This window comes from Serpentinimonas raichei, assembly GCF_000828895.1.
Lineage (GTDB): Bacteria > Pseudomonadota > Gammaproteobacteria > Burkholderiales > Burkholderiaceae_C > Serpentinimonas > Serpentinimonas raichei.
Window position 1 is genome coordinate 857,198 of sequence record NZ_AP014568.1, and the last position, 24,737, is coordinate 881,934.

Sequence of the window (24,737 nt, forward strand, 5' to 3'; positions counted from 1 at the left end):
TCACTGATGATATTTGGCTACGATCTGCTTGGCTCTGACAAAACTGCTCATTTCAATCACATCTTCGGCATCCATCATAATGTCGAAAGCCTCCTCGATAGCAGCTATTAAAGTCATGTGTGCCACAGAATCCCACTCGGCCAATTCAGCGTACTTGAGATTGTCATCAACAATCCCATGCGGAATACCTAAAGCTTCCGCAAATATTTTTTTTAGTTTATCTTCCGTGGGCATGATTTTCAGTTTAAAAAATGACGGGGCAGATTCACATTCTCAAACGGCGGCCTAATGATTTAGGCAGCAACTCTCTTGGCTTGCGACGAACCCATGCTTCCAAATTGAACGCAGTGGGCGCATTCCGTCCAAAATTACAACTTAAAGCGTTTCGCAGACTGAATCAGCTTTAACTGAGTGAATTTGAGCAAGATTATGCAAAATTTGCTTCGTTGTGAGCCTGAAACTTCAAGCTTTTGAAGCCTCAGTGCGGCTAGATTAGGGGTGCCGTTTTTCAGATTTACACAAGCGTACCCTTAAACTTGTAGGTCTCTCCCGCTTCCGCCCAAGAGCCTTCAACTTCCAGGCTGGATGCTGCTCGATTAATTATTTTTATTGTTATCACGGCGGCGTCACTGCAGTCTTGTTTGCTGATCTTGTGCTTTGAAAAAGTCGGAGGAGTTACATAGCTATCTCCTACTTTTTGCGCTGTGGCTTCTATCGTCCACTCGTCCTGAGCGTCCCACGTCGTTGAACCTTTGAAAGCAACATCGTGACATCTATCAATGAATTCTTCAATAGTGAAGACATCGTTTCCTTCTTCATAGTAAAGTTTTCCGTGGTACATAAGACTCCTGATGTGTTGTGTTGATGTGTGCCGAAGGGTTTTGCTTGTGCGGATTTACGTTGAGGTCAATAAGCAGGGTGTCACAAGGCGCGTTTGGAGTGTACCTTGGCTTGTGATCTGTGCGGGGAGGGTTTTGTGGCGTTGGAGCACTGCGAGAGCGCAGCCTGGGCTTTGTAGCTGGTTTTGGAGGGGGCGACTCACTTGAAGCTGATGTTGTAGCCATTGGCGCATTGTACCACACGGGCTGCGGGCAGCAACTGGTGCGGCACCTCGACGTAGCGCAGGTCGATATTCGAAATCACTTGGTCCAGCAACAACTCCATCACGCCGGCCTTGCGGCACAGGATCAGGTCTGACCAGTCGGTATGGGTCAGCAGCACGGGGATGAAGTCGCTGCGTTTGACGAAGGAGCCGACGGCTTCGAGCACTCCTAGGTTTTGCCGGATGCCGGCGGCGCTGTGGCAGCAGTCGTTGAGCATCAGGATGCCGTCGGGGGCGCACAGTTCGCTCCACAGCAGCAGATCGCGCAAAATCCACTCGTACTGGTGGTTGGCGTCGATGTAGATCAGGTCCAGCGCCGCTTCCTTGCGGTTTTTCAGGGTGCGTAGGGCGGCGTCGGCGCTTTGGCGCAGGATTTCGACGTTGCTGTGCCCGGCAAAGCGCTGGCGGCATTCTTCGTACAGCCGGTCGAAGGTGGCTTGCTCGCCCAGGTCGCCGCCGTAGTAGCTGTGGTAAACCTGCGGCGGGTCGATCCACGGCAGGGTGTCCTCAAAGGGGTGGGTGGCCAGCGCCGTGGCGGCGCTGCTCCAGGGGTCGACCAGCAGCAGGGTCTGTGGCTCTAGGGCCTGCTGCAGCCGGGCTGCGTTTTCGCCACGCAGCACCCCGAGTTCGGCCACACGCGGGCGCACTTTGAGGGCCTTGAAGGCCACGCCCAGTATCTGGTAGAAATACTGGCGGTCGCAGTGGCAGACTTTCATGGTGTGCTCGTGGGTTGGGAAGGAGTAAAAATGGCCTCGAACCAACGCTGGGTCAGGCCACGCAGGGCGTATTTTTCTTGCACCCATTGGTGCAACTGCTGCCCGAGTTGGGTGCGCAGGGCGGCGTCGTCGATCAGGCGGCGCAGCGCGGCGCGCCATTCTTCGGGGGTATTGCAGCGCAGAGCCGGCGCATCGTCGGTGCGGTAGGGGAACACATCGGAGCACACCACCGGCCAGCCCATGGCCCCGTATTCGAGCAGGCGCAGACTGCTTTTGCAGCGGTTGAACAGGTTGTCCTGCAGCGGCGCAATGGCGATGTCGAGGTTCAGGGTGGCCATTTTGACTGGGTAGTGGGTAATCGATTCGAAATAGTGCAACTCTTTCAGGTGCGGCTTGATGGCGTCGATGTTTGACCCCATGCCCATGTCCAGCAAAACCCAGTCAACTTCAGCGGCGAATTCTGCCACGATCGGGGCAATAAGTTCGAGGTCCATCGGGTGCTGGTCGGCCCAGTAGGACCACCCAATGCGCAGGCGCTCCCCCGGCTCGCGCTTGACCTCGACGGCGAACCAAGGCCGGTCCAGGCTATTGGGCACCAGGCGCACATCGGGCACGTACTGGCGGTAGTGCTGCAGCAGGGTATCGGTGGTGACGATCAAGCGGTCGCTGGCGCGCAGCGCCTGCACCATGCGCTGGTGCCCTTCGCGGCTCTGGAACACGCGGTTGGGGTGCTTGTCGGGCACTTCGCCCAGCAGGTCATCCACCATTTGCACAATCACGGTGGCGGGCGCGGCGCGTTTGTAGTGCCGCACCTGGCCAAGCTGCCCGTCATCGACAGCGTGTTGCAGCACCAGCACATCGGGTTGGGCGCGGCGCAATTCCAGCGGCTGCAATATCCGCTGCACCCCGCCCGCCATGGGCATGATCACACAGCCTTGCACCAAGCCCGCATCCTGCAAGGCGTGCAGCGGCTCGATCACCCGGTACTGCCCGGCCCCGCTGTGCAGCGGCAGCGCCAGCGCGCGCGCTCGGTCGCGCCGGCGTGGGTTCCAGTCGATCACGATGTGGGCTTCGATGTCGAAAGGGCGCAGCAGCGAGAGCTGGCGGTTGTAGCAGCGGTCTTGCGCCAGTTCGGCGGCCCAGTCTTCGAGCACCTGGCGGCGTTCGGCCAGCTCTTGGTCGGCCAAGCGGATTTGATCGTGCATCTCGCTGCGGCGCACCTGCAGCGTTTTGCCGCCGTGGTGTACGAGGTGGCTCAGTGGCGTCCAAACGTGGCGCAGGCCCAGCGCACCNAGGCGCAGGCACAGATCGAGCACGCCNANGAACAGCGGGTAGCGCTGCTCGCGCAANCCGCCCACGCGCTCCCAGTGCGCNTTGCGCAGCACNAAGCAGTGGCCGCTNACGGCGCTGGTGTCTTGCGTGAGTTGCAGGCGCGAATAGACCCCGGCCTCATCGAGCCAGCCTTCTTCGCCACAGTAGCTGCCCGCCAGCCCCTGCACCCCGAGCAGCACCGGGCCGCCCACCACTTTGGGCTCGGCCTCTTTGGACGAGAGCAGGCGCGGGGCCACCAGGCCCACATCGCTTTGCTGGGCGATGGCGACAAGGCGCTCCAGCCAGCCGGGGTGCAGCGGTTCGGTGTCGTCGTCGCAGACCAGCACGAATTCGCCGCTGGCGCGCGCGATGCCGGCGTTGAGCGCGGCGGCATGGTTGTACTCGCCCTCGGGCAGCAGCACGATATGCACCGGCACATTCAAGATGTCGGCGCTGGCTAGTCGCACTTCATCGGCGTACTGCGGCTGGCACACCAGTATGGCTTCGGCCAGCGGCATGTCGTTGAGCTTGGCGGCTGCGAGCAAGAGGCTGCGCAGATAACCGGTCTGCAAGCCCGTGGGCACCACCAGCGAGACTTGGGCTGGCCCCTGCAAGCGGTGCGGCACCAGCCAAGTGCCCAAGCGCGGCAGCGGCTGCAAGCGATCGGCCAAGCCTTGCTGCTGCAGCACTTGCAGCGCAAAGTCGAACTCTTGCGCCTCGGAGGCACTGGCCATGCCGCTGCCGCCATGCACCAGCACGGTGTCGATATGCCCGAGCACGGGCCGGCCATAGCGGGCCAGCAGCGCCAGTGCGGCGGCGTAGAGCTCGGCCCCCGGCAGCGGCTGGCCGAGTTGCTGCCAGAGCGCGCCCTGCACCGCCACGGCTGGGCCGAGGTAGTTCATGCAGCGCAGCAACTCGATGTTGGCATCGGGCTTGAAGTGCGGGTAGCGCTCTTTGGAGTCGCCTTGGTGCAGGTCTTCGTCGGCGTAAATGAGGCGCGCCTGCGGGAACTCGGCCACCGCCAGGCCCCACTCCATGAGGGCGCGTGGCTCCAGCGTGCTGCCGCTGGCCAGCAGCAGCACCCAGTCTGTGGGCAGGGCCAGCATGGGCAGTGCCCGCAACGACTGCCCCGCAGCCACTTGGTGCCAGACGATGCCGGATTCTTCTGCCAAGCCCTCGGGTGCGCTGGTGTCGGCCACGATCTGCACCTGCACCGGCTGCCCCAGGCACTGGGCCAGGCTGTCGAGCGTGTCGGCCAGGGCGTCGAGCGGGGCACCGCGTTGGTCGATCAGTACGGTGAGCGGCTCTACCCGGCCTGCGGCCAGGTGCTCGGCGTAAATATCGGCGTCGATCTCGCGCAAGGTGCTGCGCGGGCGCCACAGGGCGTATTGGGTGTGCAAGCGCTGCCAGAGCTGGCGGTCGGCGCGGGCGGCTTTGTCGGCTGCGGTGGTGTAAATGCCGGGCAGGCGGTCGAGCGCGGCTTGGGGCCAGGCTTGCTCGAAGGGCAGGGCGCTGGCGGCTTTTTGGGTCTGCTCGATGAAGCTTTGCAGTTGCTCAACCCAAGGCGCAAAGAGTTGTTCGAACTCCTGCTCCGCCAGGTGTACGGTGTCGAGGGCGCGCTGCACTTCGGCGGGGTCTTCGCCTCTGGCTACGCCGCTAAATATATCAAGCCCGGGAACATAGTCCAGGGTCTTAAAAGTTGTCCACTGGTTGGGTATAAGTACGACAGCACAGCCACATAAAATTGCCTCATAAATAATAATTGAGAATTCGTAGATATAAAGAATTTTTGCTGACTTCAGAACTTCCAAGGTCTGACTGTAGCTGCTCAATGTACGGGGTGAGATTTCAATCGCATCTGGACCAAAGTCACGCAATAAACCACCAAAACGAGTGTAGCGATTATCGTAGAATGCGATCTTGCTTCGCTTGGCCTGTGGAAGGCGTCCGGAAGTGATCGAAGCCAAGTCCGATAATGGCAGTCGAAGCAGAGGCGCATCATCCAGACAATCACGATGATAGACATAAAGTAAATCCGTGTCTCCGAAACTTAGGGTGCCACCAAAATAACCTGGTTTATTGAGATAGTAGCACACGGTCTGCCCTATCTGCAAAGGCATGCCCTTAAATGCCTCGCTGTACACCACAATAGGCTTGCGGCCGCTTCTATAATGCGCCAGCTTGATCGCATCGTTGATCTGCGGTGTCCAGAGACCTGGGCCAAGTGTGGGGCTGTCCACGTAAGCCTCATACCCCCACTGGTTGAGCAGGCTGCACAGCTGGTGCAGCAAGCGCACACCGGAGGAGCGGTGGTCGTAGGCTGGGGCTACGATGTAGTAGGGCTGCCTGCGATGCAGATACAGGCTGGAGCATGGTTGCGGGTGGGCAGGCAGTTTGCGATCAATATCCAATTGAAAACTCCATTCATGAGATTATCCTGAATCCGTGACCCCGCACCAAAAATACTGCTGATTCCCTATTGAAATCAACATTCTAGACCCCAAGTGGGCTTCACCCTGAAGGTGAAGCCCCCATGCCCGATTTTGTCATCAAACAACTGCCCTACGACTTGAGCCAGCACGCTGGCTTGGCCCTGATTGGCAAGTACCTCAAGCGCATCAATCTCAACGCCTTGGTCGACCCCGCTTACCCCGTGCGCAGCGGCATCGCCAATAGCGACATCCTCAAGAGCTACCTGGGCCTGCTGTGTCTGGGCAAGAACGATTTTGATGCCATCGAAGGCCAGCGCCAAGACACTTTCTTCACCCGCGCCTTGGGCTTGCGATCGGTGCCCTCGTCGCCCACCCTGCGCCAGCGCTTGGACACCCACGCGCCAGCTTGGTTTGACTTGATCGATGACATCAACACCGCGGTTTTGAGCCTCAAGCTCGAGGGCCAGCCCATCGACTTCGGGGCGCTGCCCTGTGCTTATGTGCCACTGGACATCGACACCTTCGCCATGGACCAAAGCGGCACGGCCAAGGAGCATGTGGGGCGCACCTATGCGGGAGTGGACGGCTACTGCCCGCTGGTGGCCTACTTGGGCACCCAAGGCTTTTGCCTGGAGTTTGCCCTGCGCCCGGGCACCCAGCACTCGGCCAGCGAGACCGAATACAACATCGAGCGGCTGCTGCCGCTGGCGGCCAAAGTCACGGCAGCGGCCCAGCCGCCCTTGCTGCTGCGGGCCGACTCGGGCTTTGATTCGGCCAAGCTGATGTGTGCCATCGCCCGACAAGCCAAAGCCCTGCAGCGCGAGGTCGCGTGGCTCATCAAGTGGAACCCGCGCAGCACGCCGGTAGAGACCATCGCCCAGGCACGGGTAGCCGATGCCAACACCGCTTGGACGGTATTGCGCCCCGGTAAACGCCAGTGCCTGTGGGAGCAAAGCGTGGCCATCAGAGACGGTAACGAGAGCCTCAAAGCACGCCGCGTGTACCGCCTGACCGAGCGCACCGTTGACAAACGGGGCCAGCAGATGCTGTTGCCCGAGTATGTGCTGGAAGGCTGGAGCACCACCTTGCCTGAGTCGTTCACGCCCGAGCAGGTCATTGCCTTGTACGCCGAGCACGGCACGCATGAGCAGTTTCACTCGGAGTTCAAAACCGACATGGATCTGACCCGGCTGCCCTCGGGCAAGTTCGACACCAACTACGTGGTGTGCGCGCTGGCGGCCGTGGCGATGAACCTGCTGCGCTTGGTTGGCCAGCACACGCTGCACGGGCCCGATGCACCGGTGCGCCACAGCGCGCAGCGCCGTCGCATCCGCACGGTGATACAGGAGTTGATGTTCAAGGCCGCCCGCATGGTGGACCATGCCCGCCAGTGGGTGTTGGGCTTGGGGGCCAACGACAGGGCCTTTGCGGTGTTTGAGCGCCACTGGCGCGCGCTTGACGCGCTGTAGCGGCCAAGCGCAAAGCCCCAGCCGCTGCCGACCAGCACCCGAAGAAAGATCAGCCAATTGGGAGGCTCCCAAGGATGGGGGCTGCGCGCTTGCAGGCAAAAACACCCATACGGCCTTGTTCAACGCATCCGTTCCCATGCTTTGATAGCGCATGGGCGCGCAAACACGCTCGGCTTGGGCCAAATTTGAGAAATCCAGAGCGGAATTCATGTCTAAAAGCGGATTCGGCTTGGGTTAGAGTTTGGCTGCTAATGGGGTCACGGATTCAGGATTATGCCAAGCAACCAAGCCAAAACTGTACGGGTGCATGCAGAGCCTTCACAGCCTTGCTGTGAGGCTGTAGTGTAACCCAGAAGCCGAACCTCATTTGCCATGCCGCGCGGCCTCGCGTATAGATTCCTGCAATGAAAATTCAAGCTGCAGCCCAAGTTCAGAGCGTGCTTTTTCTGTGTTTGGCAGGTAAAAAGCGCGGGTGCTCATGCCAGCAACCTGGCCCAGGACTTTGACTGGCTTGTGGGGTGCCAGAAGATCTCGCACCAAATGAGCCAACTGAGCGATCGAAACAGCCTGCTCCGAACCCACGTTGTAAGCCTGCGCGCGGCGGCCACGCTGCATCAACACCAGCAACCAGTGCGCCAAATCGCGTTGGTCCATGTAAGAGCGCAAGGCAGAGCCGTCGCCCTGGACTATAATCGCATCGTGATGCAGGGCATCGTGAATGAAATTGCCTATGGCAAAATGCACTTGTTGCGGCAGATCGCGCCCAACAAAAGAAAAGCAGCGCGCAATCACCACCTCCAGGCGATCTTGGTACAGCGCGCACAAATGCTCCGCAGTGCGCTTGGCCACATTAAACACTTGCCCAGGCTGCAGCGGATCTGGCATGGTCAGGCAAGTTTCTACAACACCCCTTGCAGCCTCAATGGAGCCATACACCCCGCCGGAGCTGGTCAACAAAAAACGCCGCGCTCCAGTGGCTGTTGCCAGTTCAAGCATATTTCGCGTGCCCGTCAGCACCTGGTCAAAACGCTGCAGGGCAGTCAGTTGCGGCCCCAAGGTTGAATCGGCGGCTGCGTGCAGCACATGGCTAAAGCGCTCTTGAAATGGCAAGCTGGATGGCTGTAAAATATCGCCCCGCCACCAGCGCAAATGAGGCAGGGTTGCCAAAGCAGGGAAGCGTTGGAGAAACGCATCGGGGTCGCGGCTCAGCACAGTCAGGCGTGGAATCGCCATCGGCCTGGCTTGCCAGTGGCGCAACAAGGCCAGTCCAAAAAAACCCGTGCCACCCGTCAGCAGCATATGGTCGGCTGGGGTAAAAGCGATGTCAGATGAGTTCATCGGCTGGGGTGTAAAGGGGCACCAGCGGGTTGCTGAATGCCTTGGCCAGAGCGCTGGCCATGGCGCGCTCAGATTGGTACGAGGAAAGCAAAATGGGTACGCTAGGATGTTCGGACAAAGCTGCAGGGGCCTGCACCTGCCAACGGCCCCATGGCTTACCAGCTAGATTGGGGTTGGCATCGAACACTGCCAGCAGCCGGTTTTGTTGGGCTGGGTTCATGTGCGCAACCAAGCGCGCACTGTGCGAGCCTGCACCGTAAAGCACAAAGGGCTGCTGCGGAACTTTGCCCAAAGCCAGCTGCATACGCGCGGCGGAACCCTGCAAATAGGCATCGAAAACAGCACTGGGTTCGCGCTCAGGCAACTGATGCGCTGCCCCAACGGGCGTGGGTGGAACCTGTGCCCATACGAACAGGGAGCCAGAGTCGAGCTGAGGCAAGGCCAGGTGCTCGATTTCTAAAATCTGCAGGCCAAGGCGGCCGAGCAAATTGCTCAGGCTAATTGCACTAAAAAACTGAATGTGCTCCAATGAGAGTTCACCATAGGGTTCGCCACGCTTGGCGCTGAACAATTCCAGCGCAGGCACCTCGATCAGCACGTGGCAGCCAGGCTTCAAATGCCCAAACAGGCTAGGCAAATCCAGCGCCAGATCGGGCAGGTGCTCCAGCACCGCCAGCAAGCAAAGCAGATCGGCCTGTTGCAGGTCAATCAAATGTGGGGCGGCTTGCAGGGTGCCCACGCGCACGCAATCAAGCCCATACAACGCCTGGGCCGCCGCAGAGGAATTGGGTGCCGGATCGAGGCCGGTGAGTTGCGTCCACCCCGCTTGGCGCAGCGTTGCCAAAAAGCCACCCGAGCCGCAGCCCAAATCCACGATCCGAGCCTGGGGATTGAGGGCGCGACGCTGGCATAAGCGCAGAGCAGCGGCCGCACGCTGCTGTTCCAAGGCGCTGGCTGGCTGCAGCAAATCATATTTTGAGAGGCCATCGTAATATGCGCGATAAACGGCGGCCGGTGGTAAACGATCGGCAAAATGAAAGCCGCACTGCGTGCAACGCGCTACCCGGTAGCTCAGATCAATGCCGGCAATAGGCACCAAATGGTTGTGGTGCAGCGCTTGCGCCGTGCTGCTTAGGCACACAGGGCAAGGGCGTGCTTGCTGTGCAGCCACTTCAGCGGCTATTTGGAACGGCATACAACACCAAATCAAAGCTGTTGCTGGCATGCTGGCGCAAGTAGCAAGTGTAGTCTGGGCAAATATCACTGATCAAATCAGGCAGTTGCCACAAATCGTCTGGTTTGTGGTAGGCCGAGATCGCCAGCACGGGGCGGGAACTGCGCAGCGTATGGGCTGCTCCGCGCAGCGCCGCAGCTTCTGCGCCTTCAATATCGAGTTTGAGCAGATCGATGCCTTCACCGGCCAGCAAATCGTCAACTGCAACAGTGGATATGCAGTCGTCGCCATCTGGGCGGATCGTCCCGGCCATGCCTTGTTGACCGCCGAAACGCAGCACCGCATACCGATCGCTCAAACCCAGCGGCACACAATGCCAGCGCACTTTGGCGCCGCCCACCTGCAGGCGCAGGAGTGCAAAATTAGCTGGGTCGGGTTCAAACAACCAAGCCCGCTCTACCGATGCGAGTTGCAGCAATTGCAGCAAACTGTCGCCATTGTACGCGCCGCCATCTAGGTAGCGCAAGGATGCGGCATTTTCGCGCAGGGGTGGCAGGGTGATTGCATTGAAATACTGTGGCTCGGGGTGAGCGAAACCTGCATATTCCAAATCAAGACCCATGCGAAACGCCACCACGCGCTCCAGGCATTGTTGGCTGGTATCATCGGCCAAGCGGCTGTGGGTGCGGCGCAGATCGTCGGCGTGATGCGCCAGGTATTGTGGGCTGGACAGCCAGTAGCGCCAGCCCAGCGCGGCACTGAATTGGGCGTAGCTGTCCCATGGGGGCAAAACAGTGCGAAATCCAGCCTGCTGCGCCAACTGCACCAAGCCATCCATGGGCATCAAGTAATTGTGAATGCCGATCAACAGCGGGCAAACGAAGTCGTGCGCACTCAAGCCGCACCAGCTTGTGACCGGCAGCCCATCTAAACTTTTCGTAGTAGGTGCAGTCTGTATAAAGCCGCGCACCCGTATGCCTTGCGCAGCACAGGCCTGGGCCAGTGCCCGGCCAAACAAGCCGCCACCAAAAATCCAGACCTCTTGCCCGGGTAGCAGCGCACGCGGGGGCTGAAGTTGGGCCTGCAGTCGCTCGAACCAGTCGCTCACGGTGCGAGGCTCCGAATTTGAGTGGCGGCGCTGCGCACGGCAGCCACGGTGGCGGGATCGAGAAAGGGATACATGTCGTCGAGTTCCGGGGTGATAAATTGTCCCTTGCTGTCCAGGCGCGATTTGCAACGCGGCTCGAAATTCTGTTTTGGGTCAACGATCAAGTTGAGCAGCAGCGGCCCATTTGATTGCAGACACTCATCGAGGCGATCCAGGTCTGCCACCGAGGCGATGGTGGCGGCCTCGATGCCGTAGGCCTGTGCAACCTGGCAAAAATCGGGAAACTCGACTCCGCTGGCTGGGTTGGCACCAATCACGCGCCCAAAGAAATTTTCATGCGTTTGTGAGATGCTTAGGTAGCCTGCGTTGTTGAGCACCAGGATGATGATTGGCAGGCCGGAGGTTTTTAGGGTTTGCAGTTCTTGGATATTCATCTGCAGGCTGCCATCACCAGCAAAACACAGCACCCGCCCAGGATTGTGAGCGCGTGCGGCACCCAAGGCGGCAGGCAAGTCGTAGCCCATCGAGGCCGAGCCCGAATTGCTGAACATGCGGTTGTTTGGCCCCAGGCGGCCGATCTGAAACGGGATGATGCAGGCCGAGGCATTGCCGCAGACCACCACATCATCTGGGCGCAGCTGCTTGAAAATGCGCTCCACCACAACATAGGGGTTCAGAGCTGCATGGGGTGTTTGCGGGTGCTCATGGCGCACATCGAAACGCTGGCCCAGTTCGCGCACCCACGCCAGCCAGGGGCTGAAATTTGGCAAATCCAGCTTCTGCAAGGCTTGCCCCAAAGCGGCAACAAACTCCTTGGCATCGCATTGCAGGCTCAGATCAACGGGTACGCCGGGTTTGTTGAGTTCGGCTGCGTCGATATCGATTTGCACCACAAAAGCATGCTTGGCAAAAGACTCAAAGTTGTAACTGCTTTGGCGGATGTTCAAGCGCGAACCGATGACCAAAACCCAGTCTGCCGCTTGCAGGGAGAAATTGCCTGGGCGTGTGCCTATGGTGCCCGGCCGTCCGGCAAACAGGGGGTGCTCAGAGGCAATCAGGTCGTGGGTCCAGGCCGTGGCCATAGGCAAACCATGGGTTTCACACAGTTGCAGCAGGTCGGGCACGGCCTTGGCCAGGCGCACCCCGGTGCCACCCAGCACCAAGGGCCGGTTTGCAGTGCGCAAGCGCGCTGCAATTTGCGCGCAAATGGCCTGCAATTCTGGGTTCTGTGTAGGCGCCGGAAATACAGGGTCGGGAATGTCAAAGTCCACTTGCGCCGATTGAATGTCGAGCGGAATATCGAGCCACACTGGGCCAGGTCGGCCAGAGACTGCTTGCACGTAGGCCTCAGGCAGGTATTGCTGCAAATCGATTGGCTCGCGCAGCAGGCGCGCGTATTTGCACAGCGGGCCAGCGACTGCAATCGTGGGGCCTTCCTGATCGCCCAGTTGGCGCAAGCTAGGCAGTTGATGAAAATCCAGGCAGGTGGCGCGCTTGACCTGGCCCGATAAAACCAGCATCGGAATCGAGTCGGTGTAGGCACCGAATACGCCATTGAGGGCGTTCAGGGCACCGGGGCCAGTCGTGAGCATGACGACGGCGGGTTTGCCCTTGATGCGGGCATAGCCTTCGGCCGCCATGGCACAAGCCTGCTCGTGGTGCATAAAGGTGCAGCGCAAGCCGGGGTGCGATCCCAGTGCCTGGTTCAGAAACATGGCCCCGCCACCGGTGACGGCAAAGACCTGCTCGATGCCTTGTCGCACCAACCAGTCGGCAATCAAGTCGGAAAGCTGCGCGCTCATTTAAATTCCACGGTTTTTAATGATGTTTTTCAAGGTGGCGGTGTTGCTATACGGGCCGTCGATGTGCTCGATGGTGAGTTTGTCGTGCGCGGCGATCGGCTGCAGCAGGCGCTCACCGTTCATCACTTCGCGGCACGACAGTTGCCCTTTGTGCAGCGGAATGGCCAGGTAAAAATCTTTGTCGAAATCGGCTTTGCTAAATACATAACCCGGCTCCAGCGGGCGCCGGGCGTACACACCACGCACCAGGGCGTCGAGGTATTCGGTTTCTTTGCGCGAGATCACGCGCCGGCTCTGCCCCACGCCACCGCACATTTCGCGTGCCTTGTGAAAGGCCTTGAACCAGGTATCGCACTGCTGCGGCAAGGAGCAGTAGCTTGATACTGCTACCCCGTCGGCTTCGATGTCGATATGGCGCTCCCAGGTGCGTGCGCCCTTGCCATAAGAGATCAGCATTGAGGAAGACCAATCGTGGTATTCGTGGGTTGAAAGACCAATCACGTGGCCCGGATAGCGGTTGCGCAGGTAGTCGATTTGATCCAGGTTGAGCTCGGCGTCTTCGCTCGGGTAGAGCGAGATGCAGTGGTTGATGGCCAGGGGAATGTCGCGTTTTTCAAAAAACCGAACCAGGTCGTCCAGGTCTTTTTCTGAGGCGCCTCCGGTAGAGACTATGGTGGGCCTGCGTGTGGAGGCGATTTTCTCGATCAGGGGCCAGTCGTTCATGTCGGAGCTGGCGATCTTGATGATCGGCATATCGAACTCCAGGCACAAATCCACCGAGGCTTCGTCGAACGGGGTGGCCAGTGGCAGGCTGGCTATGTTGCGAATTTCATCGACGAGGATGGAAAATTCGGCCCGACTGAGTTTGGTGGCTTCGGTTTTCTTGACGTAGCGCAGTTCCTGGTTGCCCTTGAACTCTGGGTGGATGAACTCATCCACATCGCGGAATTGCAGCTTGATCGCGGCTTTTACGTTGTTGTAGCGCGCCACGGTGCCGTGCTCGCGCACGATCTTCAAACCGCGCGCCACGCTGCCCAGGTGGTTGTTGGCCAGTTCCAGGACGAACAAGTTTTCAAATAAATCCCGGTCGCGTTGCTTGATCGTTCCCATTTTATGCTCCTCGAATGCGGTGTGCGTAGTTAATGAAAGTTGATGCCCAAGTAGCTCTCGATCCGTTGCGCGGCAAACTCCAGCATTTCAAGCGTGAGCGCTGGCTGCACCCCGATCCAGAAGGTGTGCTTCATCACCGTGTCGGTATTGCGCAACTCACCGCTGATGCGGTAGTTTTGGCCTTGCATATAGGGCTGGCGCGTGAGGTTGCCAGCAAACAGCAAGCGCGTGCCGATTTTGTTTTGCTCCAGGTATTGCAGCAAGTCCAGCCGCGTTACCGGACAATTTTCGCGCAGCGTAATGGGAAAGCCAAACCACGAGGGGTCGGCGTGCTCGGTGGCTTGCGGCAGGTGCACGTATTCCTCGCAGCCTGCAAGCCGCTCTTTGAGGAAGGCGAAATTGCGTTTGCGCGCCGCAATGAACTGCGGGGCCTTGTCCAACTGGGCCAGCCCGCAGGCGGCCTGCATGTCGGTGATCTTGAGGTTGTAGCCCAGGTGCCCGTAGGTGTATTTGTGGTCGTAGCCTTCGGGCAAGCTGCCCAGCTTCCAGCAGTAGCGCTTGCCGCAGGTGTTGTCCTTGCCTGGCGGGCAGTAGCAGTCGCGGCCCCAATCGCGAAAGCTCTCGGCTATTGCTTTGAGTTCGTCGCTGTGGGTGAATACCGCGCCGCCTTCGCCCATGGTGATGTGGTGTGCCGGGTAAAAGCTCAGCGTAGCCATGTCGCCGAAGGTTCCCACCATCTGTCCACGGTAGGTGCTGCCCAGGGCGTCGCAGCAGTCTTCAACCAGCCAAAGCCCGTGTTTTTTGCACAGTGCTGTGACCACGTCGAGGTTGAAAGGGTTGCCCAGGCTGTGGGCCAGCATGATGGCCTTGGTTTTGGGGCCAATGGCGGCCTCGATTTGGCTGGCTTCGATGTTGTGGGTGTGCAGGTCCACATCCACAAACACGGGGACTGCACCAAACTGGATGATGGGGTTGACCGTGGTTGGAAATCCCGCCGCCACCGCGATCACCTCGTCACCGCGGCGAATGGCGCGCTGGCCCAGTTTGGGCGATGTCAGGGTGCTGAACGCCACCAGGTTGGCCGAGGAGCCGGAGTTGACGGTAATCAGGTGTTTGACGCCAATGAAGGCTGCCAATTTTTTCTCGAACTGGGCATTGAAGCGCCCCGTGGTCAGCCAGCCGTCAAGCGAAGCCTCTACCATGAGTTGGAGTTCGGCGGCGTCGAGCAATTTGCCCGAGGGCGGAATGGCGCTTGTGCCGGGCACAAACTCGCGTGGCGCAAATGCGCTTGCCGAAAAATGCGCGACTTCGTCTTGAATGACGTGCCGCAACACGGTTTGCAGCGCTTGGGGCGTGAGTTGCGCCAGTTGCTTGACCGCAAGGCTGCCGTTGAGCAGCATGGATTTTTCGGGGCGCACAAAGCTTTGGAATGGCAAGGCAGGGCCGACAAAGTCGTCTGCCCCTAGGGCCAGGCGATTGGCCGACGCAGCCGGTGGGGTGGTGGTAATGAAGACGAAGCGTGCGTCGCCTGTGCTGTCGGGCGCGGTAATGGCCAGTGCCGGTCGGTATTTTTGCTGGGCCAGCTTGGTGTAGGGGAATGGCAACTTGTAGATGCCACCTTGGTGGATGGATGCCTTAAACATTGTTCCAGCAATCTTCTGCAGGGTTGAGCAGGACGTTTTGTGCAAAGTTGCTTTGGCTTTGCAGTTGCAGTGCTGCTTGTTGCTCAGGGCTTAGGCTGCTGCTTGCAGTGGCGGAATCGGCATCGGCATCTAAAAAAACAACCACCACTTTGGCGTCGAGTGGCAGACCCTCTTGGGGCAAATGGATGTGCCCCTTAAGGCATTGCGCCTGTATGGCTAGCATGTCTGTGCTCCTGTGTGCGTTTGCATGTAGTCTTGTATTTGCTGGAGCGAGTGCTGTTGCATATCACTTGCACCCAGGTAGGCTTGGTGCCACTCAACGGTTTTTTGCAGGGCCATGCCCAAAGGCCAGCGCGGTTGCCAGCCTAAGCGGGCTTGGGCCTTGGAAATGTCTAGTTTGAGGTGGTGTGCCTCGTGCGGGTGCGTGCCACCGTCTGGCTGCCAATGGGTGCCATTGCCCCAACTGTTCACCATATGCTCAACAATCCATTGCACTGGCTGTGCATCGTCATCCCTCGGGCCAAAGTTCCAAGCTTGAGCATAATCGTGGCCTTGTTCGTAAAGCCGCTCGGCAAGGGCTAGGTAGCCGCTCAATGGCTCCAGCACATGCTGCCAAGGCCGGATGGCATGTGGGTTGCGAATGCGAACGGGCTGGCCTTGCTCGAAGGCCCTGAGAATGTCGGGGATGAGGCGGTCTTGCGCCCAGTCGCCGCCGCCAATGACGTTGCCTGCGCGGGCGGTGGCCAAGGCTGCGCTGCCGGGCGTGTGGAAGAAGGAGCTGCGGTACGCAGCCGTAACCAGCTCAGAGCAGCCCTTGCTGTTGCTGTAGGGGTCGTGCCCGCCCATGGGCTCGTTCTCCCGGTAGCCCCAGACCCACTCCCGGTTCTCGTAGCATTTGTCGGTGGTGATGTTTACAACCGCCCGGATTTCGGGCGTGTGCCGCACCGATTCCAGCAAATGCACCGTGCCCATGACGTTGGTGGCGTAGGTTTCCACCGGGTTTTGGTACGAGCAGCGCACCAGCGGCTGCGCGGCCATGTGGATAACGATCTCGGGCCGCGCCGCCTGCATGGCTTGCTGCAAGTGGGCCAGCTCGCGGATGTCACCCAAGATGGAGCACATGCCTGCGCGCACGCGCGCCTGCTCGAACAGGTTTGGCTGCGTAGGAGGGGCGAGAGCAAAGCCAGTCAGCTCGGCACCCAGGCTTTGCAGCCACAAACACAACCAACTGCCTTTGAAGCCGGTTTGCCCGGTGACGAACACCCGTTTGCCGCTCCAAAAGGCCGGATTCATGACCAGACCTTCCAAGGGGCCTTACCAGTGGCCCAGAGTTCTTCGAGGTGGGTTTTGTCGCGCAGGGTGTCCATGGGTTGCCAGAACCCGCTGTGGGCGTAGGCGGCGAGTTGACCCTGTTTGGCCAGCGCTTCCACCGGCTCGCGCTCCCAGGTGGTGGCGTCATCCGCTATGTAGCCGAGCACGGCAGGGGAGAGCACGAAAAACCCGCCGTTGATCAAGGCCCCGTCGCCTTGGGGTTTTTCGCGAAAGGTGCGCACCCGCTGGTCGGCCAGGTCGAGCGCGCCAAAGCGCCCCGGCGGCAAGGCGGCGGTGAGGGTGGCCAGCACACCTTGTTGCTGGTGAAATTCGATCAAGGCGCGGACATCGACATCGGCCACCCCATCGCCGTAGGTGAGGCAAAACGCGGTTTCGCCTTCCAAATAAGGCGCTGCGCGCTTGATGCGGCCACCGGTCATGGTGTCGAGCCCGGTGTCGAGCAAGGTGACGCGCCACGGTTCGGCGTAGCGCTGGTGCACCTGCATCTGGTTGTTGGCCATGTCGAAGGTGACGTCGGACATGTGCAAAAAGTAGTTGGCGAAATACTCTTTGATGACGTAACCTTTGTAGCCGCAGCAGATGATGAAATCGTTGATCCCGTAATGGGAGTAGATTTTCATGATGTGCCACAAAATCGGCTTGCCGCCGATTTCCACCATCGGTTTGGGGCGCAGCGCAGTTTCTTCGCTGATGCGCGTTCCCAAACCACCGGCCAATATCACGGCTTTCATGCTGCGCTGCCGCTGTGAGGCGGTTGCTCGGAAAAAATCGCATCGCGCCAGCGCTGGGTCAGGCCTTGCAGGGCGTATTTTTCATGTACCCACTGGCGCAACTGCTGCCCCAGTTGGGCGCGCAGGGCGGCATCGTCGATCAGGCGGCGCAGTGCGGCGCGCCATTCTTCTGGGGTATTGCAGCGCAGCACCGGCGCGTCGTCGGTGCGGTAGGGGAAGACATCGGAGCACACCACCGGCCAGCCCATGGCCCCGTATTCGATCAGGCGCAGATTGCTTTTGCAGCGGTTGAACGGGTTGTCTTGCAGCGGCGCAATGGCGATGTCGAGATTGAGCGTGGCCATTTTGGCCGGGTAGTCGGCGATCGAGACGAAGGAGTGAAACTCTTTCAGGTGCGGCTTGATGGCGTCTATGCTCATTCCCATGAAGACCCAATCGACTTCGGCGGCAAATTCGGCCACGATAGGGGCGATGAGTTCGAGGTCGCCTTGGTGCTGGCCGGCCCCGATCCAACCCACACGCAAGCGCTCCCCCGGCTCGCGCTTCACGTCGAGCGCAAACCAGTGCCGGTCCAGGCTGTTGGGCACCAGGCGCACATCGGGCACGTACTGGCGGTAGTGCTGCAGCAGGGTATCGGTGGTGACGATCAAGCGGTCGCTGGCGCGCAGCGCCTGCACCATGCGCTGGTGCCCTTCGCGGCTCTGGAACACGCGGTTGGGGTGCTTGTCGGGCACTTCGCCTAGCAAGTCGTCCACCATTTGCACGATCAGGGTATCTGGCGCGGCGCGTTTGTAGTGCCGCACCTGGCTGAGCTGCCCGTCATCGACGGCGTGTTGCAGCACCAGCACATCGGGCTGGGCGCGGCGCAGCTCCAGCGGCTGCAATATCCGCTGCACCCCGCCCGCCATGGGCATGATCACACAGCCTTGCACCAAGCCCGCATCCTGCAAGGCGTGCAGCGGCTCGATCACCCGGTACTGCCCGGCCCCGCTGTGCAGCGGCAGCGCCAGCGCGCGCGCTCGGTCGCGCCGGCGTGGGTTCCAGTCGATCACGATGTGGGCTTCGATGTCGAAAGGGCGCAGCAGCGAGAGCTGGCGGTTGTAGCAGCGGTCTTGCGCCAGTTCGGCGGCCCAGTCTTCGAGCACCTGGCGGCGTTCGGCCAGCTCTTGGTCGGCCAAGCGGATTTGATCGTGCATCTCGCTGCGGCGCACCTGCAGCGTTTTGCCGCCGTGGTGTACGAGGTGGCTCAGTGGCGTCCAAACGTGGCGCAGGCCCAGCGCACCNAGGCGCAGGCACAGATCGAGCACGCCNANGAACAGCGGGTAGCGCTGCTCGCGCAANCCGCCCACGCGCTCCCAGTGCGCNTTGCGCAGCACNAAGCAGTGGCCGCTNACGGCGCTGGTGTCTTGCGTGAGTTGCAGGCGCGAATAGACCCCGGCCTCATCGAGCCAGCCTTCTTCGCCACAGTAGCTGCCCGCCAGCCCCTGCACCCCGAGCAGCACCGGGCCGCCCACCACTTTGGGCTCGGCCTCTTTGGACGAGAGCAGGCGCGGGGCCACCAGGCCCACATCGCTTTGCTGGGCGATGGCGACAAGGCGCTCCAGCCAGCCGGGGTGCAGCGGTTCGGTGTCGTCGTCGCAGACCAGCACGAATTCGCCGCTGGCGCGCGCGATGCCGGCGTTGAGCGCGGCGGCATGGTTGTACTCGCCCTCGGGCAGCAGCACGATATGCACCGGCACATTCAAGATGTCGGCGCTGGCTAGTCGCACTTCATCGGCGTACTGCGGCTGGCACACCAGTATGGCTTCGGCCAGCGGCATGTCGTTGAGCTTGGCGGCTGCGAGCAAGAGGCTGCGCAGATAACCGGTCTGCAAGCCCGTGGGCACCACCAGCGAGACTTGGGCTGGCCCCTGCAAGCGGTGCGGCACCAGCCAAGTGCCCAAGCGCGGCAGCGGCTGCAAGCGATCGGCCAAGCCTTGCTGCTGCAGCACTTGCAGCGCAAAGTCGAACTCTTGCGCCTCGGAGGCACTGGCCATGCCGCTGCCGCCATGCACCAGCACGGTGTCGATATGCCCGAGCACGGGCCGGCCATAGCGGGCCAGCAGCGCCAGTGCGGCGGCGTAGAGCTCGGCCCCCGGCAGCGGCTGGCCGAGTTGCTGCCAGAGCGCGCCCTGCACCGCCACGGCTGGGCCGAGGTAGTTCATGCAGCGCAGCAGCTCGACGTTGGCATCGGGCTTGAAGAAGGGGTAGCGCTCCTCGGAGTCGCCTTGGTGCAGGTCTTCGTCGGCGTAGATCAGGCGCGCCTGTGGGAATTCGGCCACCGCCAAGCCCCACTCCATGAGGGCGCGTGGGGCCAGTGCAGTACCGCTGGCCAGCAGCAACACCCAGTCTGTGGGCAGTGCCAAGGTAGGCAGCGCTTGCCCCGCAGCCACCTGGTGCCAGACGATGCCGGGTGCATCGGCCAAGCCCTCGGGCGCGCTGGTGTCGGCCACGATCTGCACCTGCACCGCCTGCCCCAGGCACTGGGCCAGGCTGTCGAGCGTGTCGGCCAGGGCTTCGAGCGTGGCACCGCGCTGGTCTATGACTGCGGTGAGTGGCTCGACTCGGCCGGCTGCGAGGTGCTCGGCGTAGATGTCGGCGTCGATCTCGCGCAGGCTGCTGCGCTGGCGCCACTGGGTGTATTGCGGGTGCAAGCGGCGCCAGAGCTGGCGGTCGGCGCGCGCGGCTTTGTCGGCGGCGTTGGTGTAAATGCCGGGCATCTGGTCCAGCGCAGCTTGCGGCCAGGCTTGCTCAAAGGGCAGGGCAGTGGCGGCTTGCTGGGTTTGCTCGATGAAGCTTTGCAGTTGCTCGATCCAAGGCGCAAAGAGTTGCTCGAATTCCTGCGCCGCCAGGTGTACGGTGTCGAGGGCGCGCTGCACTTCGGCGGGGTCTTCGCCCCAGGCGATGCCGCTGAGTTGGTCCAGCTCCAGAACCTTGTCAAATTTTTTCAGCAACAAGGGGTTGGGCAGAAACACCACCGCACAGCCGCTCAAAACGGCCTCGCCCACTATGGCGGAATTCTCGTAGGTGTAAAGTATTTTGGCCTGCTTCAAAATTTGCAGGGTTTCGCGGTGCGTGGCCGGGGTTTTGCTGGAAATCTCGATCGCATCGGGGCCAAAATCGCGCAGCACCCCACCCATGCTGCTGTAGCGGTTGTGGTAGTAAGCAATTTTGCTGCGCTGCGCTTGGGGCAGGCAGCCGTGAACGATCTCGCTCAAGTCCTGTATGGGCGGCCGCAGCACGGGTGCGGTGGCATGAAAAGCCCGGTGAAAAGTGTAAACCAGTTCGGTGCTGCCAAAGTCTTTATCGCCACCCAGGTGCCCTGGTACATTCAGCACCAAGCGCACCGGCTGGCCGAGTTGCCAGGGTGTGCCTTTGACCACCTCGGGGTAAATGACGATGGGTTTTTTGCCGGCTTTGTAGTGCGACAGCTTGACCGCATCGCTCAGGGGCGGAGTCCAGAGCTCCGGGCCAAGTATGTGGCTGCTTACATACGCCTCGTGCCCCATTTGGTTGAGCAGGCTGCAAAGCTGGTGCAGCAAGCGCACACCGGCCGAGCGGTGGTCGTAGGCTGGGGCTACGATGTAGTAGGGCTGCCCGCCCTGCTGGTACACGCTCGAACACGGCTTGAGGCCAGCGGGAAGCAGGCGTTGAATATCCAATTCTTGACTCCAGAGTCGATCAAGCCACGCCAGTGGACCACAGCAGCAATGCGCAGGTTCCGATCTGAGCAGCGCAACACCGTGCCGCCGAACCCACAACGCGGTTTGCAAGCGGTAGTTTAACCCTGCAACAGCCGCAACACGCCCTGCGGAATCTGGTTGGCCTGCGCGATCATGGCGGTGCCAGCCTGCTGCAGGATCTGGGCGCGGCTCAGGCTGGCGGTTTCGGCGGCAAAGTCGGCGTCCATGATGCGCCCGCGGGCGGCCGACTGGTTTTCTACCGAGGTGCGCAGGAAGTTGATGGTGTTCTCGAAGCGGCTCTGCACCGCACCCAGGGTGGCGCGGGTGGAGTTGACGGTGGCCAAGGCGGTGTCGAGTGCCACCAGCACGGCCGAGTTGGCGGCGTTCACGGTGGTGTTGAGGCCGGAGGCGCTGCCACCAGCTTGCGTCACACCCGACATGCCGCCGGCGGCGGCGTTGATGTTCATGGCAGCGCCGGCGATGGTGATGGTCTGGCCGCTGTTGGCCCCGACCTGGAAGTTAAAGTCGGTGGTGGTGGTAAAGAGATTGGTGCCGTTGAACTGCACCGCGCCGATGGTGCGGTTGACTTCGTCGCGCAACTGGGTGAATTCTTGGTTCAGGGCAGCGATGTCGCCCACTGCACCCGTGGTGTTGGTCGAGTTGATCGACTGCACGGCGAGCTCGCGCATGCGCTGCATCAGGTCGGTCATTACGGCCAAGCCGCCTTCAGCCACTTGAGCCAACGAGATGCCGTCGTTGGCGTTGCGGATGGCCACATTCATGCCGCGCACTTGGGTGTTCATGCGCTCGGCAATCGCCAAGCCGGCGGCGTCGTCTTTGGCGCTGTTGACGCGCAGGCCCGAGGAGAGGCGCTGCAAGGTAACGGCCATCTGCCCTTGGGTTTGGGCCGTGTTGCGCTGCGCGTTGAGCGACATCACGTTGGTGTTGATGGTCAGGGCCATGGTGCAATCTCCTTGAAGGATCGGTAGTTCAGATCAAATCACTCGGTTTGCGTTGTGGTCGCCAAGTTTGACCTGATGAACCGGGTGTTGGGGAGATTGTGAGATGGGTGCTGCAAGGACAAAGCCCCGATAAACGGGGCTTTGTGGGGGCATTAGCGGCCTTGACAGGCTTAAAGGAAGCGGGTCTAGTTGTTGCTGCGGTTCCACTGCGCCAGTTGCTGCGTCACGAAGCTGCCCAAGCCGTTTATGGCCCCCAGATTGGCATCTAGCCGGCTGTATTGGGCCAGCAGGCTGGCTTGGGTGCGCACCAGCCGGTCTTCGAGCCGCTCGATGCGGTCGTTCTTGCGCTCGATGCTGGCTTGGATGGCGCTGTTGCGGCCGTTCACCGAGCCCTCGGTGCCGTTGGCGGCCAAGGCAAAGTCGCGCAAGCGCCGTGCGATGCCCACGTCGGCCCCGGCGCTGCCGGTGTGGGAGAGCAGGCGGCGCATGCCCTCTTGGTTGGCCATGGCGGCATCGAGCCGGGTGTTGTTGACGCCCAGTGAGCCGTCGCGCTGCACTTGCAGGCCCATGTCACTCAAGCGGCCCAAGGGCGAGCCGCTCGGGCCATCGCTCATCACCAACTGGCGCAGCGCCGTTTGCAGCCGCCGGGCGGTGCCGTCGGCCTGCAGCGGGCCGTCGGCGTTGCCGGCAGGGTCGGCGCGGGTGAGTTCCGACAAGGTGGCGTTGATGCGGTTGTAGGCAACCCGGAAGGCTTCGATGGCCTCGCGCACCACGGTGTTGTTTTGTTGCACCGACACCTGCACCGCCGTGGCTGGGCTGCCGGGCAGGGTGGCGGTGGTGCTTTGTTGCAAATTGAGTGTGAGGCCCGGCACCACGTTGGCCACGGTGTTGGTGGGCGATGTAAGGGCCACGCCATCGACGCTGAACTGCGCGTCCAGCGCGTCTTGGGTGCGCCCCATGCCGACCAAGGCGGTGCCGTTGTGGAAGTGGTTCAGGCTGCCCAAGGCGCTGGTGGAATCGGTGATGGGGGCACCGCCGCCGTCGAGCGCGCGCACCTCAAAGCCCGCCGCCGCGCCGGTGTTGCTGCCGCGCAACATAAGCTGCTCCTGCCCGCCGCTGCGCAGCACCAGCGCCGACACGCCGGCGTTGCTCTCGTTGATACGCGCCGCCAGCGTGCTCAAGGTGTCGTTTGCTTGCACTGCGACCGAAACCGGGGTGCCGCCGCCAAAGCTGTTGCCGCTCCAGGTGCCGACGCGAAACTCCAGCGTGCCTGCCGCCCCGATGGGGGCATCGACCGCGCGCCCGGTCGAAGCCGCCCCTTGCGACTGCGCCAGCCGTGCGATCTGCACCGAAAAGTTGCTGGTCAAGGCCGAACTGCCGGCGCTGCCTGTGAGGGCGGTGCTGTTGCTGGAGCTGAAGTTGCGGCTGCCCCACAGGCTGGGGTCGAGCAGGCGCGCGGCGGCGTCTTGCAGGCCGGCCAAGTCGGAGCGCACACGCGCAAAGGCCGAGAGCTGGGTGCGCAGGCTGCCGGCTTGGGATTCGAGTTGCTGGATCGGGCGCCGCTCAATGGCCACCAACTGGCGCACGATGGCGTTGACGTCGAGTCCGCTGCCGATGCCGGGTGATGAAATAGCCATGATGCACTCCTGCGGTAAAAAGCGGATGCGCTGCCTGCGCGCTGCCAGTAAACCTTTTGTACTCTAGCAGCAACGGCGGTTTTTTGAAAGGCGGAAAAGCCAGAAAAACCCAAGCAGGCCCGAAACCACAACGGCCGACCTTGGCAAAAACCAAGATCGGCCGATAGGGAGCGCCGCTTGGGTCGCCCCTTTCAGATCAGCGCAGCAGCGCCAGCACGCCTTGGGGCAACTGGTTGGCTTGCGCGATCATGGCGGTGCCAGCCTGTTGCAGGATTTGGCTGCGGCTTAGGTTGGCGGTTTCGGCAGCAAAGTCGGCGTCCATGATGCGCCCGCGGGCGGCGGACTGGTTTTCTACCGAGGTGCGCAAGAAGTTGACGGTGTTCTCGAAGCGGCTCTGCACCGCACCCAGGGTGGCGCGGGTGGAGTTGACGGTGGCCAAGGCGGTGTCGAGTGCCACCAGCACGGCCGAGTTGGCGGCGTTCACGGTGGTGTTGAGGCCGGAGGCGCCGCCACCAGCTTGCGTCACACCCGACATGCCGCCGACGGCGGCGTTGATGTTCATGGCAGCGCCGGCGATGGTGATGGTCTGGGCGCTGTTGGCCCCGACCTGGAAGTTGAAGTCGTTGGTGGTGGTAAAGAGATTGGTGCCGTTGAACTGCACCGCGCCGATGGTGCGGTTGACTTCGTCGCGCAACTGGGTGAATTCTTGGTTCAGGGCCGCGATGTCGGCCGGGGTGTTGGTCGAGTTGATCGACTGCACCGCCAGCTCGCGCATGCGCTGCATCATATCGCTCATCACCGACAGGCCGCCTTCGGCGGTCTGCGCCAAGGAGATGCCGTCGTTGGCGTTGCGGATGGCCACATTCATCCCGCGCACTTGGGTGTTCATGCGCTCGGCGATGGCCAAGCCGGCGGCGTCGTCTTTGGCGCTGTTGACGCGCAGGCCCGAAGACAGGCGCTGCAGCGAGACAGCCAGCGAGCTCTGGGTGGCGGCTGCGTTGCGCTGCGCGGTGAGCGAATTGACGTTGGTGTTGATCGACATGACCATGATGAGGCTCCTTTGAAGCAAACAAGTGCAAACAGCGCCGGCTTGGGCCGGGGGTCAAAACCAACCCCATGCTGGTTTGACGACGAACCCTTGTGCAAGT

General features: G+C 61.2%; 18 protein-coding genes. 1 reads left to right on the forward strand and 17 read right to left on the reverse strand.

Annotation, left to right across the window (positions count from 1 at the left end; translation table 11 throughout):
- The 4 genes from SRAA_RS04065 to SRAA_RS04075 all read right to left on the reverse strand — a co-directional run bounded on the left by SRAA_RS04065 (window position 1) and on the right by SRAA_RS04075 (window position 5,249).
- Complete coding sequence (locus SRAA_RS04065) at window positions 1-234, reverse strand: acyl carrier protein (RefSeq protein ID WP_045531135.1); 234 nt, start codon at window positions 232-234, stop codon at window positions 1-3.
- A gap of 280 nt (window positions 235-514) precedes the next feature.
- On the reverse strand, window positions 515-841 hold the full coding sequence (locus SRAA_RS12430; RefSeq protein ID WP_144318696.1) for a hypothetical protein: 327 nt from the start codon (window positions 839-841) through the stop codon (window positions 515-517).
- A gap of 197 nt (window positions 842-1,038) precedes the next feature.
- A complete protein-coding gene (locus SRAA_RS04070; RefSeq protein WP_045531136.1) occupies window positions 1,039-1,818 on the reverse strand; it encodes a class I SAM-dependent methyltransferase in 780 nt (259 codons plus the stop codon).
- Window positions 1,815-5,249 (reverse strand): glycosyltransferase, encoded by a 3,435-nt coding sequence (locus SRAA_RS04075; RefSeq protein WP_144318697.1) that lies wholly within the window; start codon window positions 5,247-5,249, stop codon window positions 1,815-1,817. Before SRAA_RS04075 ends, SRAA_RS04070 begins: the two co-directional genes overlap by 4 nt.
- 413 nt (window positions 5,250-5,662) lie before the next feature.
- Between SRAA_RS04075 and SRAA_RS04090 the strand changes: the two genes are divergently transcribed.
- Window positions 5,663-7,030, forward strand: coding sequence for an IS1380 family transposase (locus SRAA_RS04090; RefSeq protein ID WP_045530335.1), 1,368 nt, complete (start codon window positions 5,663-5,665; stop codon window positions 7,028-7,030).
- A 363-nt stretch (window positions 7,031-7,393) separates the two neighbouring features.
- On the opposite strand, the gene SRAA_RS04095 is transcribed toward SRAA_RS04090, so the two are convergent.
- From SRAA_RS04095 to SRAA_RS04155, 13 genes are all read right to left on the reverse strand, one after another.
- Complete coding sequence (locus SRAA_RS04095; protein ID WP_045531140.1) at window positions 7,394-8,368, reverse strand: NAD-dependent epimerase/dehydratase family protein; 975 nt, start codon at window positions 8,366-8,368, stop codon at window positions 7,394-7,396.
- A complete protein-coding gene (locus SRAA_RS04100; protein WP_144318698.1) occupies window positions 8,355-9,632 on the reverse strand; it encodes a class I SAM-dependent methyltransferase in 1,278 nt (425 codons plus the stop codon). Before SRAA_RS04100 ends, SRAA_RS04095 begins: the two co-directional genes overlap by 14 nt.
- Window positions 9,541-10,650, reverse strand: coding sequence for an FkbM family methyltransferase (locus SRAA_RS04105; protein ID WP_144318699.1), 1,110 nt, complete (start codon window positions 10,648-10,650; stop codon window positions 9,541-9,543). The genes SRAA_RS04100 and SRAA_RS04105 overlap by 92 nt, the downstream gene beginning before the upstream one ends.
- Window positions 10,647-12,452 (reverse strand): thiamine pyrophosphate-binding protein, encoded by a 1,806-nt coding sequence (locus SRAA_RS04110; RefSeq protein ID WP_045531142.1) that lies wholly within the window; start codon window positions 12,450-12,452, stop codon window positions 10,647-10,649. The genes SRAA_RS04105 and SRAA_RS04110 overlap by 4 nt, the downstream gene beginning before the upstream one ends.
- Entirely contained in the window at window positions 12,453-13,562 is a 1,110-nt protein-coding gene (locus tag SRAA_RS04115; RefSeq protein ID WP_045531143.1) for an N-acetylneuraminate synthase family protein, read from the reverse strand. It lies immediately after the preceding gene.
- A 29-nt stretch (window positions 13,563-13,591) separates the two neighbouring features.
- Window positions 13,592-15,205 carry a lipopolysaccharide biosynthesis protein RfbH gene (gene rfbH, locus SRAA_RS04120; RefSeq protein WP_231849330.1) on the reverse strand — a complete coding sequence of 538 codons (1,614 nt, stop codon included), beginning with the start codon at window positions 15,203-15,205 and terminating at the stop codon, window positions 13,592-13,594.
- Window positions 15,198-15,428, reverse strand: coding sequence for a hypothetical protein (locus tag SRAA_RS04125; RefSeq protein WP_144318700.1), 231 nt, complete (start codon window positions 15,426-15,428; stop codon window positions 15,198-15,200). Before SRAA_RS04125 ends, rfbH begins: the two co-directional genes overlap by 8 nt.
- A complete protein-coding gene (gene rfbG / locus SRAA_RS04130) occupies window positions 15,422-16,498 on the reverse strand; it encodes a CDP-glucose 4,6-dehydratase (RefSeq protein WP_144318701.1) in 1,077 nt (358 codons plus the stop codon). The genes SRAA_RS04125 and rfbG overlap by 7 nt, the downstream gene beginning before the upstream one ends.
- Window positions 16,495-17,268: a glucose-1-phosphate cytidylyltransferase gene (gene rfbF, locus SRAA_RS04135; RefSeq protein ID WP_045531145.1), complete on the reverse strand. Its 774-nt coding sequence runs from the start codon at window positions 17,266-17,268 to the stop codon at window positions 16,495-16,497. The genes rfbG and rfbF overlap by 4 nt, the downstream gene beginning before the upstream one ends.
- Window positions 17,265-20,816 (reverse strand): glycosyltransferase, encoded by a 3,552-nt coding sequence (locus tag SRAA_RS04140; protein ID WP_476748574.1) that lies wholly within the window; start codon window positions 20,814-20,816, stop codon window positions 17,265-17,267. The genes rfbF and SRAA_RS04140 overlap by 4 nt, the downstream gene beginning before the upstream one ends.
- A 272-nt stretch (window positions 20,817-21,088) precedes the next feature.
- Complete coding sequence (locus tag SRAA_RS04145) at window positions 21,089-21,952, reverse strand: flagellin N-terminal helical domain-containing protein (protein ID WP_045531147.1); 864 nt, start codon at window positions 21,950-21,952, stop codon at window positions 21,089-21,091.
- 185 nt (window positions 21,953-22,137) lie between these two features.
- Window positions 22,138-23,589: a flagellar filament capping protein FliD gene (gene fliD, locus SRAA_RS04150; protein ID WP_045531148.1), complete on the reverse strand. Its 1,452-nt coding sequence runs from the start codon at window positions 23,587-23,589 to the stop codon at window positions 22,138-22,140.
- Window positions 23,590-23,785: 196 nt separating this feature from the next.
- Complete coding sequence (locus SRAA_RS04155; RefSeq protein ID WP_045531149.1) at window positions 23,786-24,637, reverse strand: flagellin N-terminal helical domain-containing protein; 852 nt, start codon at window positions 24,635-24,637, stop codon at window positions 23,786-23,788.
- Window positions 24,638-24,737 lie beyond the last annotated feature (100 nt).

What these genes read in the sequence shown, in the direction of transcription:
- SRAA_RS04065 (WP_045531135.1), bottom strand. Translation starts at nt 234, where the DNA reads ATGCCCACGGAAGATAAACTAAAAAAAATATTTGCGGAAGCTTTAGGT.
- SRAA_RS12430 (WP_144318696.1), bottom strand. Translation starts at nt 841, where the DNA reads ATGTACCACGGAAAACTTTACTATGAAGAAGGAAACGATGTCTTCACT.
- SRAA_RS04070 (WP_045531136.1), bottom strand. Translation starts at nt 1,818, where the DNA reads ATGAAAGTCTGCCACTGCGACCGCCAGTATTTCTACCAGATACTGGGC.
- SRAA_RS04090 (WP_045530335.1), top strand. Translation starts at nt 5,663, where the DNA reads ATGCCCGATTTTGTCATCAAACAACTGCCCTACGACTTGAGCCAGCAC.
- SRAA_RS04095 (WP_045531140.1), bottom strand. Translation starts at nt 8,368, where the DNA reads ATGAACTCATCTGACATCGCTTTTACCCCAGCCGACCATATGCTGCTG.
- SRAA_RS04110 (WP_045531142.1), bottom strand. Translation starts at nt 12,452, where the DNA reads ATGAGCGCGCAGCTTTCCGACTTGATTGCCGACTGGTTGGTGCGACAA.
- SRAA_RS04115 (WP_045531143.1), bottom strand. Translation starts at nt 13,562, where the DNA reads ATGGGAACGATCAAGCAACGCGACCGGGATTTATTTGAAAACTTGTTC.
- rfbH (WP_231849330.1), bottom strand. Translation starts at nt 15,205, where the DNA reads ATGTTTAAGGCATCCATCCACCAAGGTGGCATCTACAAGTTGCCATTC.
- SRAA_RS04125 (WP_144318700.1), bottom strand. Translation starts at nt 15,428, where the DNA reads ATGCTAGCCATACAGGCGCAATGCCTTAAGGGGCACATCCATTTGCCC.
- rfbG (WP_144318701.1), bottom strand. Translation starts at nt 16,498, where the DNA reads ATGAATCCGGCCTTTTGGAGCGGCAAACGGGTGTTCGTCACCGGGCAA.
- rfbF (WP_045531145.1), bottom strand. Translation starts at nt 17,268, where the DNA reads ATGAAAGCCGTGATATTGGCCGGTGGTTTGGGAACGCGCATCAGCGAA.
- SRAA_RS04145 (WP_045531147.1), bottom strand. Translation starts at nt 21,952, where the DNA reads ATGGCCCTGACCATCAACACCAACGTGATGTCGCTCAACGCGCAGCGC.
- fliD (WP_045531148.1), bottom strand. Translation starts at nt 23,589, where the DNA reads ATGGCTATTTCATCACCCGGCATCGGCAGCGGACTCGACGTCAACGCC.
- SRAA_RS04155 (WP_045531149.1), bottom strand. Translation starts at nt 24,637, where the DNA reads ATGGTCATGTCGATCAACACCAACGTCAATTCGCTCACCGCGCAGCGC.